The sequence below is a fragment of the Flavobacteriales bacterium genome (genome assembly GCA_016704485.1).
In the GTDB taxonomy this organism is placed as follows: domain Bacteria; phylum Bacteroidota; class Bacteroidia; order Flavobacteriales_F; family PHOS-HE28; genus PHOS-HE28.
In genome coordinates this window covers 148656-164139 of the sequence record JADJAA010000001.1, presented here as the reverse complement: position 1 = coordinate 164139, position 15484 = coordinate 148656, and the positions used below count along the sequence as shown (strand labels likewise).

11 protein-coding genes are annotated in these 15484 nt (G+C 49.5%); 10 read left to right on the top strand and 1 reads right to left on the bottom strand.

What is annotated here, in order from left to right; all coding sequences use genetic code 11:
- Window positions 1–7: 7 nt before the first annotated feature.
- From IPF95_00670 to IPF95_00630, 9 genes are all read left to right on the top strand, one after another.
- Complete coding sequence (locus IPF95_00670) at window positions 8–790, top strand: polysaccharide export protein (protein ID MBK6473209.1); 783 nt, start codon at window positions 8–10, stop codon at window positions 788–790.
- Entirely contained in the window at window positions 791–3124 is a 2334-nt protein-coding gene (locus IPF95_00665; GenBank protein MBK6473208.1) for a polysaccharide biosynthesis tyrosine autokinase, read from the top strand.
- A 15-nt stretch (window positions 3125–3139) separates the two neighbouring features.
- Window positions 3140–4459: a flippase gene (locus IPF95_00660; GenBank protein MBK6473207.1), complete on the top strand. Its 1320-nt coding sequence runs from the start codon at window positions 3140–3142 to the stop codon at window positions 4457–4459.
- Entirely contained in the window at window positions 4456–5730 is a 1275-nt protein-coding gene (locus IPF95_00655) for a hypothetical protein (GenBank protein ID MBK6473206.1), read from the top strand. The genes IPF95_00660 and IPF95_00655 overlap by 4 nt, the downstream gene beginning before the upstream one ends.
- A gap of 57 nt (window positions 5731–5787) precedes the next feature.
- Window positions 5788–7098 (top strand): O-antigen ligase family protein, encoded by a 1311-nt coding sequence (locus tag IPF95_00650; GenBank protein MBK6473205.1) that lies wholly within the window; start codon window positions 5788–5790, stop codon window positions 7096–7098.
- A complete protein-coding gene (locus IPF95_00645) occupies window positions 7098–7931 on the top strand; it encodes a glycosyltransferase (protein ID MBK6473204.1) in 834 nt (277 codons plus the stop codon). The genes IPF95_00650 and IPF95_00645 overlap by 1 nt, the downstream gene beginning before the upstream one ends.
- Before the next feature lies 1 nt (window position 7932).
- Entirely contained in the window at window positions 7933–8439 is a 507-nt protein-coding gene (locus tag IPF95_00640) for a serine acetyltransferase (GenBank protein ID MBK6473203.1), read from the top strand.
- Window positions 8440–8510: 71 nt separating this feature from the next.
- Window positions 8511–8807: a T9SS type A sorting domain-containing protein gene (locus IPF95_00635; GenBank protein ID MBK6473202.1), complete on the top strand. Its 297-nt coding sequence runs from the start codon at window positions 8511–8513 to the stop codon at window positions 8805–8807.
- A 152-nt stretch (window positions 8808–8959) separates the two neighbouring features.
- Window positions 8960–11269, top strand: a complete 2310-nt coding sequence (locus IPF95_00630; GenBank protein ID MBK6473201.1) for a T9SS type A sorting domain-containing protein — start codon at window positions 8960–8962, stop codon at window positions 11267–11269.
- Window positions 11270–11431: 162 nt separating this feature from the next.
- Here IPF95_00630 and IPF95_00625 read toward each other — a convergent pair whose 3' ends face one another.
- Complete coding sequence (locus IPF95_00625) at window positions 11432–14176, bottom strand: right-handed parallel beta-helix repeat-containing protein (GenBank protein MBK6473200.1); 2745 nt, start codon at window positions 14174–14176, stop codon at window positions 11432–11434.
- A 127-nt stretch (window positions 14177–14303) separates the two neighbouring features.
- Between IPF95_00625 and IPF95_00620 the strand changes: the two genes are divergently transcribed.
- The gene (locus IPF95_00620; protein ID MBK6473199.1) at window positions 14304–15482 is read left to right on the top strand and encodes a glycosyltransferase family 4 protein; all 1179 of its coding nucleotides are present in this window, start codon (window positions 14304–14306) and stop codon (window positions 15480–15482) included.
- Window positions 15483–15484: the final 2 nt, after the last annotated feature.

The following is a 15484-nucleotide window of genomic DNA, read 5'->3' as shown; positions in this document are numbered from 1 at the left end:
ATCGAGCATGGCATTTAAGAAGAATTGGGTCCTTGGAATTTTAGTGGTCCTCATGCTGGGATCCTGTGTAGGTAAGCGTAATATCAATTACCTGAATGACCGTTCGCTGAGCACGGGCTCAAGCAAGTTGTTCGAGAATCGCAAGTTCGAGTATCGTATTCAGTCCAATGATGTTCTCTCCATCAGGGTGCTTGGTCTCGATGAAGCAACAAGTCGGTTCTTCAATGTTGAATCTGCCGGTGCTGCTGTGGGTATGAATGAATCATCGTTATACGTGAATGGCTTCAGTGTGGATAAGAATGGTCAGGTCCAACTACCTACCGTAGGTAAAGTGAAGGTCCAAGGGCTTACTGTGGGCGAGGCCCAGGAGCTTTTGCAGCGGAAGATCAATGAGTATTTCACCAACGCTACGCTGATCATGAAGTTGGTCAGCTTCCGCGTTAGCGTTCTGGGCGAAGTTGGGCAGCCAGGAGCTTATTTCGTGTATAACAATCAGATCACCTTATTGGAAGCACTTGCCATGGCTGGTGGGCCAAAGGAATACGGCGATAAAACGCATGTGACCTTAATGCGCCAAAGCGAACGCGGTGTTCAAGCACTGTATGTGGACCTTTCCAGTACGGATGTGTTGAGCAGTGAGTATTATTATTTGTTACCGAACGACGTTGTGTATGTACCGACCCTGAAAGCTAGACCTGGCCGGATGAACCTGGAACTTCTCGCGATCCTGCTCAGCACATTGAGCACTGCTGCGGTCGTGTTCACGGTTATTCAGAACAATACCAAGTAAATGAGTGCATCTGCGAACGATACGATCGATCTGCAAGCGATCTTCAAGAAGCTCCTTTCTAAATGGTGGGTGTTCTTCATTACATGCGCGTTGGCAATAGGCGGAGGAGTGGCCTACATCAAGACCACGGCCAAGATCTACTTGGTGAAGACCGTAGTGATGATGAGTGAGAAGGACAAGAGTGCAATGGGGTCAAAGGAGGAATTCCTTAAAGGCAGTGCGCTCATGAACAATAGTTCCGCAATTGAGGACCTGATCGCACAGTTGGTCTCGGTCTCCAATGTTACCAAGACCATGCAACGGCTGGAATTCGGTATCGCTTATTATGAACGGAAGGATTTTCTTACACAACAGAAATTCGAGTATCCACCATTCTTCGTGAAGTTGGATACGGTCGCCATACAGGTCTTTGGCCTTCCCATTCATGTGAAAGTGGACCGTGAAGCAGGTACCTATCGTGTGCAGGCAGAAGCAAAGCACGCACAGCTGTACAACGTTCAAAAGCAGATCGAACTGGAGGGCTTCATTGCCGATTACAAAGTGGATGAAGTACGCAAGATCGGTGAACCATTCGTTGCGGAAGGGCTCAGCTTTACCATTGAATTCCCTGAGGATCGCAACTATGGGAACGATAAGGAACGGTACTTCACGATCAATAGTTTGGACGCGTTGGTCGCGGAGTACAGGGACAAAACAACAGCCGGTGCGCTGAGTGAAGAGAGTAACATCGTAGAAGTGATGACCACAGGTGAGGTCACTGCGAAGGAAAAGCAATACCTCAATAAGTTGGTGGAGACCTTCATTGAAAGTGAGCTGTTGCGTCGCCAGCGAAAGGGTCGGTCCACGATCAACTTCATCGATGAACAGATCGGGGTCGTTTCCGATTCATTGCGGAAATCACAGGAAAGCGTTGAGAAGATCAGAAAGCAGGATGGCGTATTTGATGTTGGCCAATCAGTTGACGTGATCCTGAATGATCGTTCACGCTTGGAGGATGAGCGTTCACAATGGGTTAGAAAGAGACAGTATTGCGTGTCCATACTTTCGAAATTGCGTACGAATACGGACTACCGCAACGTACCTGCACCACAATCATCCGGTATTGATGATGCCGTACTGAACAGTACTGTTCTGGAGCTGACCAAACTCTCTGCGGACCTGGCGGCCGAGAACATGAACACCGTGAAGAGCAATCCGAAGATCGTGACCATGGAGCGCCGTATTCGTAACCTCGTGGGTTCGTTGATCAGTACTGCGGAAGGATTGGTCGAGCAAGCTGATATTACCATCGCGGACCTGAGCAAACGGTTGGGAACGTTGAATTTCCGCATGAATAAGATGGGGAGGACTGAAGGAAGTATTTCCAGCGCTGCGCTCACTTCTGAATTGACCGGAGACCTCTACAATTATTTGATGGAGAAGAAGTATGAGGCGAGTATTGCGGTTGCCAGCGATCAAGTGGATAAATACGTGATCGATATTGCACGGAATGCAAGCGGGAAGCCCATCAAGCCGGCCAAAAAAATGGTGTTCGGCACGGCGTTGATGTTAGGACTTCTGCTTCCATTGGGATTCCTGCTGATCCGTGACTTCTTCAATGATAGTATTGAGAACCTGGATCAGTTGAAACGCGTTTCATCCATTCCGGTGCTGGCTACGATCCCTTCCAGCAAGCGGAAACGCATTATGCCGGATGAGCCAAAGTCGTTGCTGGCGGAATCGTTCCGGACCGCACGGATCAACTTGCAATATTTGAATACGGGTAAACAACGCCAGGTCGTAGGATTCACTTCCAGTACGAGTGGTGAGGGTAAGACGTTCTGCGCAGTGAACCTTGCCACGGTAATGGCATTGAGCGGTAAGAGTACGATCATGGTCGATGCTGACATGCGCAGGCCACGACTTACCGAAACGTTAGGGCTTACCGAAGAGAACAAGGGTTTATCGACCTATTTGATCGGTGAAGCGCGATTGGATGAGATCATTAGGAAGACGGACATTCAGGGCATGGACATGATCAGTGCAGGACCGGTTCCTCCGAACCCATTGGAACTGGTTGAATTACCCAAAATGGAGGAGTTGTTCATTGAGTTGCGCAAGCGTTACGATAACATTATCGTAGACGCATCGCCAATGGGCCTGGTCAGTGAATATGTGATCATTTCTCGCCATACGGACGTAACACTCTATGTTGTGCGTGAGCGATATACCAAACGTGGCGCATTGCGGTTGATCAATGAGATGGTGAAAGGAAAGAAAATGACCGACATCGATCTGTTGTTCAATGATGTGGAACAAGCCAGTGGCGATGGCTACGGCTACTACACCAAGTAGGAACGGCACCCACGTATGCTCCGCACCGCAGGGTTCCAGAAATACCTCGCCAACACCTCTTGGTTGTTCGTTGAACGCGTGGTGCGTTTGGGCGTTGTTCTACTCACCGGAATACTGGTTACACGCTACCTGGGTCCGGAACTTTTCGGCCAACTCAACTATGCTACCGGATTTGTAGGGATCTTCTTTGCACTCACGACCATGGGCTTGGATGAGATCGTAGTACGCGATCTCGTTAAACGTCCGGATAGAAGGGATCAGCTACTAGGGACAGCGGCTGTGATCAAACTTGGTGGTGCTGCGTTATTGATGTGTCTGGTCATTATCGGAACGGTAGTGCGTGATATGTCCAGCCTAACAGCTTCTCTTGTTGTGATCGTAGGAGCGGCCGAATTGCTGCGTCCATTCGGGGTGATCGATTGGTACTTCATGGCCAACGTGCGGAGCAAAGAGACCGTGGTCGTGCAAATGGCCCAGGTCTTCATCAGTGCAGCCGCAAAGGTGATCCTGGTGTTCATGGAAGCCCCGTTGGTCTGGTTCGCTTGGATCTATGTACTCGAAACGGCAGCATTATCCATCGGGTATGCCATCATGTACGTGCGAAGCGGCGCAGCAATGCGTGCATGGAAGTATACCAAGCACATGGCTGGTTATCTTTTGAAGCAGAGCTGGCCCTTGGTGATCTATGGCCTCGCATTGTACATACAGGCCAAGATCGATCAGGTCATGATCTTCGAGGTGTTGAAAGAGCGGATCGGAGAAAAGGCGGCGAACATCGAGGTCGGTCAATATTCCAATGCATTGAAGATGATCGAATCACTTGGGTTCCTTCCGGTGATCATCCAAAAGTCTCTTGCACCTGCCATAACGCGGGCCAAAGTGCAAAGTGAAGCGCTTTATGCCGATCGCTTATTGAACCAGTACCGCTTGATGTTCCTGCTTTTCCTAGGAACGTCAATACCGCTGTACTTTGTTGCCGAGCCAATGATGGTCTTCTTGTTCGGTGAGGAGTTCCGAGCATCGGGTCACTTGCTCGCGTTGTTCGCGATCCGGTTGTTCTTTACCAATATGGGCGTGGCAAAAGCCAGCTTCATTACAAATGAAAGTCTGTTCCGATATTCCTTGTTAACGGCCGTAGTTGGTGCATCGTTGAACATCGGGCTTAACCTGGTCCTCATCCCTCCGTTCATGTCGGTCGGGGCGATCTGGTCCATGATCATATCCTTCTTCGTAAGCTTATTTGTTTTAGACCTGTTCTTTAAGAGCACAAGACCTAACTTCGGTTGGATGATGAAGGCCATGGTCAGTTTCTGGAAGATCAATAAAGTGACATGAGCAATTACGAAAGCGATAGGCACTTGGTACCGCTTTATCCTACACCTGTAGCTCCGGGTAAATGCCCTGTGTGCGATAGTGAGAATGTTGAGGTGAAAGGAACCGTGTTCCCCGGGATCCATGTCATGGCCAATGTGCATTGCACCCAGTGCGGTTCGGACCTGTTGCAGGATCAGCCCGTGGGTTTTGCCTTGGACTATCCAATGGCCATTAATACGCAGACGAAAGCCTTGGTGAAAGCCGAGGAGAAATTGGATTGGATCCACAACCCGTTGATCACGAATTATTTGGCGCCTTCCAAAGATTCCGTAAAAGTGGAACGCAAAGTGCATAAGGAGCACCGACGTGTGGTGATCCTGAACACATTGGATTTTCTATACGGGCACGTTTTGTTGAAGCTGTATAACGCTGCACATTACCTGGAGCGTTATCCGGATCTCGGCTTGATCGTGATCGTGCCGCGCATGTTCGAGTGGTTGGTGCCTAAGGGGACAGCTGAGGTATGGTCCGTTGGTCTGCGCTTGGGACAAATGCACGGCTGGTATCCAGCGTTGGATGCGTTCGTTCAGGAACGTTTGAAACAATATGATGAGGTCTATCTAGGGCGCGGCTATGCCCATCCGGAATTCGCCACGATCGATATTGAACGGTTCACCGGCGTGCAGCCATTCCCGTTGCAGGAGTTCGATAAGCGTCCACCACACATTACGTTCGTCGCTCGTGAGGATAGGTTGTGGTTCGCGACCCGACCGGGCAAATTCGTCTATCGCGCACTCGGACGGTTAGGACCGTTCAAGGGGTTGCGCCGTTGGTTCGTTTGCAAACAGGACCGCATGATCAAACGCTCCATGCGCGCTATTTTGGAACGCATACCCGAAGCAAAATTCACTGTTGTGGGGTTGGCAAAACCTGGCGGTTACGGTTCCATTGCTGAAGATCTGCGTACGCGGAATATGAACGACACCGTTGAGATGGCTTGGGTAAATGCATACGCGCAAAGTCAGGTTGTAGTTGGAGTGCATGGTTCCAATATGCTCTTGCCAACGGCACATGCTGCGGGTTGTGTTGAGATATTGCCGGATGATCGCTTCGGGAACATCGTTCAGGACATCTCCGTTCGTTGGCACGATCGCATGCAGGTCTTCATGTACCGGTTCGTGGACGAATTCGCACCACCAAGGACCGTTGCGCGGCATGTAACGGCAATGTTCAGTGAGTTCAATAATTACCATCGGAACAATAGGCTCAACGGTTTTGCGAACGAACGATGAGTACCATACCGTTCTCAACGACCGATCGAAAGCAAACGGATCCAGAAACGCAGTGATTTGCAGATCTCCAAACGCAAACTGATCAATGGCCTGTTCACGGCAGGAATACCCTTCTACGGAGTAGGGTTCTACATCGGTGCGCGGTTCTCGTTCTCTATGGGTATGCTCGTTTCGCTCATACCATTCGTACTCCTCCTATTGGTGCATTTCTTGGACCTGATCTATCGTGGTACGGCATTGCGCATGGTCAATAAGGTGTATTACATCGGGTTGTTGGCGTTGCTATCAATGGCGGCTGGTATGTGGGTGGCATTCAGTCGGGGCTTCCCCGGATATGATGCATTCAATACCTCGCTACAAACGCTGATGATCCTCTTGCCGTTCCATGCAGGTATTATCGTACAGATCACGAATCGGGAGAATGATGACTTCGATTTCGCCCGCATGTTCCTGAAAGGGGTTTCAATCTTGATCGTTGTGAATTATTTTGGGTACGCAGCGGGTTTCCATAATTTGATGCATGCGTTCCCAGGCAGGATCAACTTACCGTTCATGCGGGGGTTGTACGATGCTGCTCACTTGTTGTCCATCATCAATCTGATGCTCTTATTCTACATCAAGGACTTCACCAAAAAGCCGGGTACGTTCGTCGGCTTATCACTTTTCTATATGGTGAATATGGCAGTAATGATCAGTGTGAACAGCCGCTTATCATTCCTGGTCTTCTTGATCATAACCATCCTGTTCGTAAGCAGGATCATGCGCACGGCACGGTTCGTTTACCCTATAGCAATGTTCACCTTGCCCTTGCTCATGAGCTTTGCATTGTTGATCTATGAGATCCTGACATTGCCGATCTTCTCAGCTGTGCTTTCGCGGGTGAACAAGGCCGACATTACCTCATTCAATGGAAGGTCCTACATCTGGGAAGCCGCGTGGGATTGGTTCGTGAATGATCGTCGTGATCTCATATTCGGTGGGGGATACAATGGCCAGTATTGGATCGGATTCATGGACCGGATAGCGGTCTTGTGGGGAGTAAAAACACCGAAATTGATCCACATGCACAGCAGCTCATTGCAGGTCCTGTTCGCTCAAGGTATCGTTGGTGTAGTGCTCATGTCCGTTTGCTTGTGGTACATCTACAAGTGGTATCGCGAGCGTTATATCGCCAATGCCATGGAGGGACCTTTATTCGCGGTTGCAGTTTATTTCGTGTTCATCTGGCAGATCGATATCTTCGTTTACGGGCTTGATTTTGGTGTTCCACTGGTTTTCATGATGCTCTCTTACATTGCGATCAAACCACAATTCATTACGCGCAAGAATGCCAACACCATGTTGCCACAAGAGCCAATAGAAGCCTAATGGAAGGAGGAACACGCACATTGGGAAAAGGTCCGGTGGGAACACCCCAAGAACCTCTGGTCAGTATTGTAACGGTGGTGTACAATGGTGAGGCATTCCTTGAACGCACCATCAAAAGCGTGTTGGCACAGAACTGGCCGAACATTGAATATGTGATCGTTGACGGAGGATCCACGGATGGGACATTAAAGATCATCAAGAAGTATGAGGATCGGATAGCCTATTGGAACAGCGCGAAGGATAAAGGGATCTACGATGCCATGAACAAAGGCATTTCACTTTGTACGGGCGAGTGGGTAGGTCTGATCAATGCAGACGATTGGTACGAGGAGGATACGGTCGCACGTGTAATGCGTGAGGCATTAGCACATCCGGAAGTGAATATCGTTCACGGCGATATCTGGTTGCATTATCCGAATGGAGAACGTGGACTGAAGAAAGCGAAGGTGAACGGCTTTCTGTTGAAGTACTGGGAAATGGTGCTGAACCATCCCAGCTTTTTCGTGCGACGTTCCTATTACAATGGGCGACCATTCGATGATAAGTTGCGCGTAAGTGCCGATCACAAATGGACTTACGAAGCGTTCCGAGAAAGTGCAGCCCAATTCATCTACATCGCGGAACCGTTGGCTAACTTCACGGTAGGTGGTGCGAGTATGAGCGTTCCGTTGTACAAGGTGATCAAAGAAGGAAAGCGTGTTAGTCAGGACCTGGGTATGGGAGCATTCCAGACCATGATCGGTACGGCGGTGCGCGCAGGCATGTACCCGCTGCAGCACATGAAGTTGCGGTACAATCAATACGTTAAACCCAAGCTGAAAGGCTCGAAATAACATGGCAAGCGTATTCGCCATTTTTCAGGACCGAAAGGCCAACGCGGGCAATCCCAAGGGCATGTTCGTCATGGTACTTTTCCGCATTGCGCATCTACTGCGACAGAGCACGATCACCTTCATTCTGTTCTTTCCTTATTTCTTATGCTATCGCTTTTTCGTGGAATGGATCCTCTGCATTGAGCTACCATGGAAAACACGGATCGGTCCGGGTTTCCGCATAGATCATGGACAAGCGTTGGTCGTAAATGATAAAACTGTTTTCGGCGCGAATTGCATCGTGCGCAACAGCACGACGATCGGCAATAAAAAGCTGGCGGATGGCACGTACAGCGCATCACCGAAATTCGGTGACCGAGTGGATATCGGTGCGAACGCCGTCATCATCGGACCGATCACCATTGGCGATGATGTCGCGATCGGTGCAGCAAGCGTAGTCCTGAAAGATGTGCCAGCCGGGCATATCGCGGTAGGGAATCCAGCGCGGATCATTCCGCGCCGCGGTTGAGCATCTGCTAGTGCGGGCTGTGGCGTAAATTCGTTCATCTCGCTGCTCAGCCCATTTGGATTTTATTTTTGTTGATCGTTACACCACCAGCTGTTTTCAATATGGATGTGTTGGTAGGTATTACTTCAACCGCAAAACCACAAGCATTTCAACTCGTACCGAACCCAGCACACGACCGGATCCAGATCCGGTTGGAGTCCACCTCGTTGGTCCAGTACCGTGTAAACGATGCACTGGGTCGCGTTGTAATGATTGGAACAGTGGCGCCGAACGGTTGGGTGGACCTACAAGCGCTTTCGGCGGGGCCATATCTCTTGGAAGTGTTGCACAACGGGACATGGCCTAGCCAGCGGTTCATGAAGCAATAGTTCAGAAAATTGCAGTAGTCGGTACTGTCAATGTTTGCGAATGGGTGCCTCTTAACTGTCAAGCGTTAACTTGCAGACAGCGTTTTTCTGTTGAGCTATGTCTATAAAACGAACGGTCTTTCAAGTTTGAAACGACCAAACGATCAGTCGCTATGAATATTCGATCTTTTGTTTTCAGCAGTGTGCTAGCAGTATTTGCGGGAGGTATAGCAGATAACATCAATGCGCAGGTGTTCATACCTGACCTTAACATGCGTGATGTGCTGAATTCATACATCCCCGGTATTGTTGATGTATCGGGCATGATGGATACTTTAGATCCAGGCATAGCTGATCTCGAAGTTATGAGTTTGGGCGAAAGCTTCAGTACTCTTCCTGGATCGATAGATCTAAAAGGGATAGAATATTTGGATTCACTCCGATCCTTGTATCTCGATCTATCTTATGGTTGGCAGCAGTTCGAGTTGACTTGGGAGGCTTGCCCGCCAAATTTGAGAATGCTTGAAGTACAGAAGGTCTGTGGGTCGATCGTGGTTCCGACGCTGCCACAGACTTTGGAGCGCATGGAACTGAAAGGGTTGGGTTGTACTAATGGCACTTCGACCTTTACGATCACCGACATGCCGGATTCGCTCGATCTGGTTATGGAAGGCGATTTTAATGTGGATTGGTCCGTAATGGAATACATTAAATATATGGAGATCAGACCTTGGGACCAGGATAATATAGTCATCCCACCCATCCAAGTTGAGTCTCTGCTTTTGGACTTGGTCTATTCGCTTCCTGTGTCCCTCGACTTTTCTGCTGTCGACTGCCCATGGGTTCATTACGTGGAAGGTGAAAGCACCATCATTTGGCCGCCGACAATGGAAGAACTAACGGTAGGTTTCGATGTTTTTGGATCTCTCGGATCCATACCCTCTTCACTGCAAAGCCTGATTATTAATTCAACATATACCTGCGTACCTTTTCTACCGGATGGATTGACACTACTCTATATTACCTCTGTGTCCAGCTGTATTCCGAATTGGCCTTCAGCTTTAACAGAAGCTTTCATTGGTGGCGAGGATATCACACAAGAAACGGCCACCTATTGCTCGATCCTGAATACCTATTGCACGGGTATCTATCCTGGGATCACCGGGCGCGTGTTCATGGACACTGATGCCAATGGCCAATACGATGTTGGTGAACCAGGCCTGCCACAGGTAATGGTCAAACTACAACCCGGAGGTAATACGGTTGGCTGTAGTGATCTCGGATATTGGGAGACAATAGTGCAACCAGGAAGTTATACGGTTACACCAGCATCGAGCTATCCGTACATCGCATCCATTGCTCCTACACAGCATACCGCCGATGTGCTAAGCATGGGCGACATCAGTACGGGTAATGATTTTGGAGCGGTACTTACCCCGAACATCCAAGACCTTCGCGTATCGCTCACCGCAGATCCACCGCGGCCGGGCTTCGATAACCGGCTCTACCTTTCCTGCCAGAACTACGGTACCATACCCGTGGGTGCTAATGTTACACTGACCTACGATAGCGACCAATCGTGGGTTGGCAGTTCCATTGCTCCGGATGTGCAGAACACGACCACCGCAACATGGAATCTTAGTGGCATCGCGGTCGGTGAAACGAAATATATTTCGGTAGATCTGAACACCGCTGCAAGCATCGCACTCGGCACCAACATTCTGCACACGGTGATTGCCGCTCCATTGGCCACGGACGAAACCCCTGTAGACAATAGCTACACGTTCAAGGATAGTGTTGTAGGTAGCTACGATCCGAATGACAAACTCCTCACCCCGAAAATGCTCTCACCCGCTGTTGTTGTACAAGGTGAAACACCACTCGAATACACCATCCGTTTCCAGAACACCGGAACGTATCTCGCAGAGCGCGTCCTGATTCTGGATACACTTTCAGAAGACTTGCAATGGGAGAGCATGCGTTTCATTGCAAGCAGTCATTCGAACCACTGGTACATTACGGATGGTGTGTTGCATGTTTTCCATGATGACATCATGCTACCCGATAGCACCAGTGATGAACCGAACAGCCACGGCTTTTTCTCGTTCAGCATGTTGCCCGCAACGGACCTACAGGATGGTGCCACCGTTACCAATATTGCACACATCGTTTTCGATTTCAACGAGCCGATCATTACACCACCAGCCGTGTTCAGCGTGGATGTGTTGGCCGGTATAACCTCAAGTACAGAACAGCGAACATTCCAACTTGTGCCAAACCCCGCACACGACCGTATCCAGATCCGGTTGGAGTCTACCGCATTGGTCCAGTATCGTGTGAATGATGCACTTGGTCGCGTTGTAATGAACGGCACGGTAACACCAAATGGTTGGGTGGATATACAAATACTTTCTGCAGGGCCATACCTTTTAGACGTATTGTACAAGGGGACATGGACGAGCCAGCGGTTCATGAAGCAATGAATATTTGTAGCGTTGTTTTCAATAGTGCCAAGTGATGTGATCCGGTGTTGACCGAAACAGCAAACAAACTATTGTAAACTAAAGAAAGCCTGCATTTATGCAGGCTTTCTTCAATTTTGAGTATGTCGTTTTTTACAGAAATGGAACTTCTTCTTGGAGGTGCTACCGCGTAACGACCAAATGGATTTCTTCATTGCGTGTTTCGGACACCAGTACCACATTGTAAGCACCCGGACGAATGTTCGCATTGATGTGGATGTAGTTCTCACGTGGGTTCATGCGGGTCTCTTGCACAACACGGCCTGCAATGTCGAACAAACGTACTTGGGTTGCGGACTTCATTGCTTCAGTGAATGTTAGTTTCTCACCAGCGGAAATTGGATTCGGATAAGCGACAACGTTGTTCAACTTCGTCATGATGGGATCATCAACTCCGGTCGTGAGTGCGCAGCTGCTTTCCGGTTCCAACTGCAATGCCAACGAGCTATAGGCAGGTAATGTGATGGTACCGAAATGCACTACTCCATGAACATCCCTCCAGCACTCCGTTAGTGTGAATTGCTGTGGTGTGGCTTGATCATTCACGAGTAGGGTATGGCGCTCGTAGGCATCCACTTCCTGTACGGTTACGCGCTCAAGCGTAACGTTGTCCATCCAGTAACGACTTTCCATATAGCTGTTGATGAATTGGATACGTGCGGTCTCTGTGCGGTCACTTTGGAAAATGATCGTCTTGTCCCGACGAACAGCATCGAACGCTACGTTGGTATTGAAGAAGCTGTATGGACCGGTCATTTGTGAAGCGCCTTTCACCTCTGTACGCAGCATTCCGGTCGCATTGCTTTGGATGCTGAAATTCAATCGGTACCACTCGTTGTTCTGGATCGCTGGCATGGCATCAGGGTACATGAAGAACACATCGTATGTAGCGTTATTGCTGAAATTCACCTTCAGTGCTCCATTGTCCAGAAAGGTCGCATCGCGGGTCATCTGTCCTTCGGTAGGCCAGCCGGTCCATCCAGTAGTGTTGCTATCGAACGCACCGTTCGGGATCATGTTGGCACCGTGAACTTGCGTAACATCATACTTGTTCAGATTCTGCATGCTTCGGGTACTGTTGGAGTCCTCGTTGCGGGCCACTTGCCATTGTTCCAAGGTGTAGTACTTCTGAGCACCGCTGTTGGTATTATAGATGTAGATGCTCACATCCTCATAAGGGCTGAAGTATTTATTATTGGTGAACGTGCCGAAGTCAACAGGGTTCGGGCTGTATACGTTGTAGTGGCGCATGCACAATTGGTCCGGGCGTATGCTGTACATGATATTTCCGGAGTAGATATCATTGAAGTTCGGAACGTGGTAAGGTGCTGTTGCTCCTGGTCCTGCGGCGTTACTGAAATCGCTGAGACTTAGTTGGACCTTGTTGTCGAACAGGACGTTGTCCTTGATCTGATTGTTTATGGATACCATGGTATGGTCCACGTGGATACCTGCACCGGTACAACGTGCTACAGTGTTCCGTTGAACCAAGGTGTTCTTCAAGGATGTATTCCCGAAATAAATACCGAAGCAGATCTTGTAATAGGCTTGGTAATTCGTGGCAACGCTCTCCAAGCTACCGACCATGTCCGTAACGATGTTGTCGCGAATGATCATACCGTCGGAGTTATCGAATGCGATACCACCACCATCATTCAGCAGTGCAACTGCGTTCGTCACAACGTTCTTTTCGATCAATGCATTCTTGTTCGCTGCAATGCCGATGTATCCGATGTTCATCAAACGATTACTTGCAATAACGTTGTCGAAACCGGTCGAGTTGATGCCCATATGGCCCCAGATGTTTTCACCAAGTCCAGGGTGCATACCACAATCGGTCAATGTGTTGAAGGTGATCGTAGCATTGTCATCATAGATGTTGATCGCGGAAGCGTAGATGTCATTCAAGATGTTGTTGGTGTAGGTATTGTTGGTGCCTGAACTGCTGATTGCTTTGTACATGTGGCGGAATGTGCAGTTGCGTACGATCACATTCGAACTATTCTCCGTGCTGATACCTGCATCTTTCTGACCTTGGAAACAGAGGTTCTCAATGATCATATCATGTTTCTGCCATCCGGGTACGAAACCTTTGGCGTGTATGGACCCAAGTACGTTCAGGTTGTTCGGGTTAGCGTTGTTTGGCGCCCACAAGTACACTTTGCCTTGGGCAGCATCATAGTACCACTCGCCGGCCATGTCCAATTCGCTCAGCTTATTGCTTAGGAAGAATCCCCAATCATTGTCATTCAAACTGCTGGAGATCGCACTGAATGTGAGATTACCACCATTGGATGCGGTCACCGTTGCATTCTCGAAGCACCAGTTCGTAGAACGTATCGTTACGGTTGCACCGTTCCAATAATTGGATCCTTGGGTGAGCGCGCTACCCGCGTTGATCTGCGTGTTGCTGCCGTTGATGTTCCTTAGCCAACCTGTATTCGGATAGCGGGCAACCGTCATCGGCGTATTATTGACCATCAGGTATTTCACAGGTTGCGCAACCGAGGCACTGTAGATATTGCCTTGGTGAACGGTCCATGTGGTGACGGGAAGTCCACCGGAAATGATCGGTTGTTCGCCCGTACCATAAGCACCATAGGTGACCGGTGAGCCGGAGGTTCCATTGGCATAAAGGGATAGTTCACCAGGGAACGTGCCTCCGCGTTGGAAGAGAATGATGTCGCCGGGCAAGTAGTCGTACATGCTTTGCTGTACGCGGGCTACGGATGCCCAAGCAGTACTTTGTGATGTGCCATTGTTGGCATCGTTACCGGTTGACGATACATAGTATGTGGTCGCCATTGCGGATATGCTGCTCGTAAAGGCGGCGAGGAGCATTAAGTTTCTGATCTTCAATTTCATCATGGTGCTGGTATTGTTGGGTCGTTGAACCCCATTATGGGTACTACGGTTCGCAGATCTAGACCAAAGGCACAAATTGCCCGACGAATGACCTTTAGGATATGGTTCACTGTTCCACCTTTGAATGTTCATGGTAGGTTGGAGGCAGCGGAAAAGGACTGCTCAAGGGGTCTATTTTTGCGCAGTGGAACAGGTCCCTTACCGCATTCTGATCGTTGGTCAAACGCCCCCGCCTTTTGGTGGTCAGGCGGTAATGATCCAAAAGTTATTGGACGGTAAATTCACGCGGATTCGCTTATTCCACGTTCGCATGGTCTTCTCGGATGATATGGAGAGCGTGGGCAAATTCGCGTTCAAGAAGCTTTGGGTCCTATTCACCACGATCCTGCATATCTGGAGGGCGCGGTTCCGGTACAGGTCACCTGTGCTTTACTATCCGCCTAGTGGTCCGAACAAGGTTCCTGTGCTGCGCGATATCATTTTGCTATGTGCTACAAGATGGCTATTCAGGAAAGTCGTTTTCCACTTTCATGCGGGAGGCGTTTCTGGTTTTGAGAAGGAACTGCCATCGCCATTAAGGCCATTGTTCCGGTGGGCGTATCGCGGTCATACACTGGCAATTCGAACCGCACCTCAGAATCCGGAGGACGGAGAACTTCTAGGCGCGAGAAAAAGTATTGTCATTCCGAACGGTATCGAGGATATGCGTGGCTCCGTACCGGAACGAACTGCCGGTCCAGGTGAGCCGGTACTGATCCTGTTCACCGGCGTGTTGATCCCAAGCAAAGGTGTTTCGGTGTTGTTGGAAGCATTTCGCATCGTCATTGCCCAAGGGATTGATGCGCGGTTGCAGGTCATGGGTAAATGGGGCGACGTGGCCTATGAACAGGAATGTAGAACATTCATTGAAGCACACGGCTTGAGAGATAAGGTAGAATTTCTAGGTGTGAAACGGGATGCCGAGAAGTTCAACTTCTTCGCGGGGTGCGATATATTTTGCTTCCCCAGCTATTTCGAGGCCGAGAGCTTCGGGCTTGTGCTGGTGGAGGCTATGCAATTCGCTAAACCGCTGGTAAGTACGCAATGGCGAGGTATACCATCCGTGGTGCGGGATGGGGTGAATGGTTATTTGACACCTATTCAGGAACCAAGCGTTACAGCGGAGAAACTGGTACTCTTAGCACGGGATCCGGCATTAAGGGAAAGGATGGGGCAGGAGGGAAGACGCATCTTTGAGCAAGAATTTACGTTAGAGGGATTCCACCGATCCATGGAACGAGCGTTCGTGGGCCTTTTTGAACAGCAATAGAA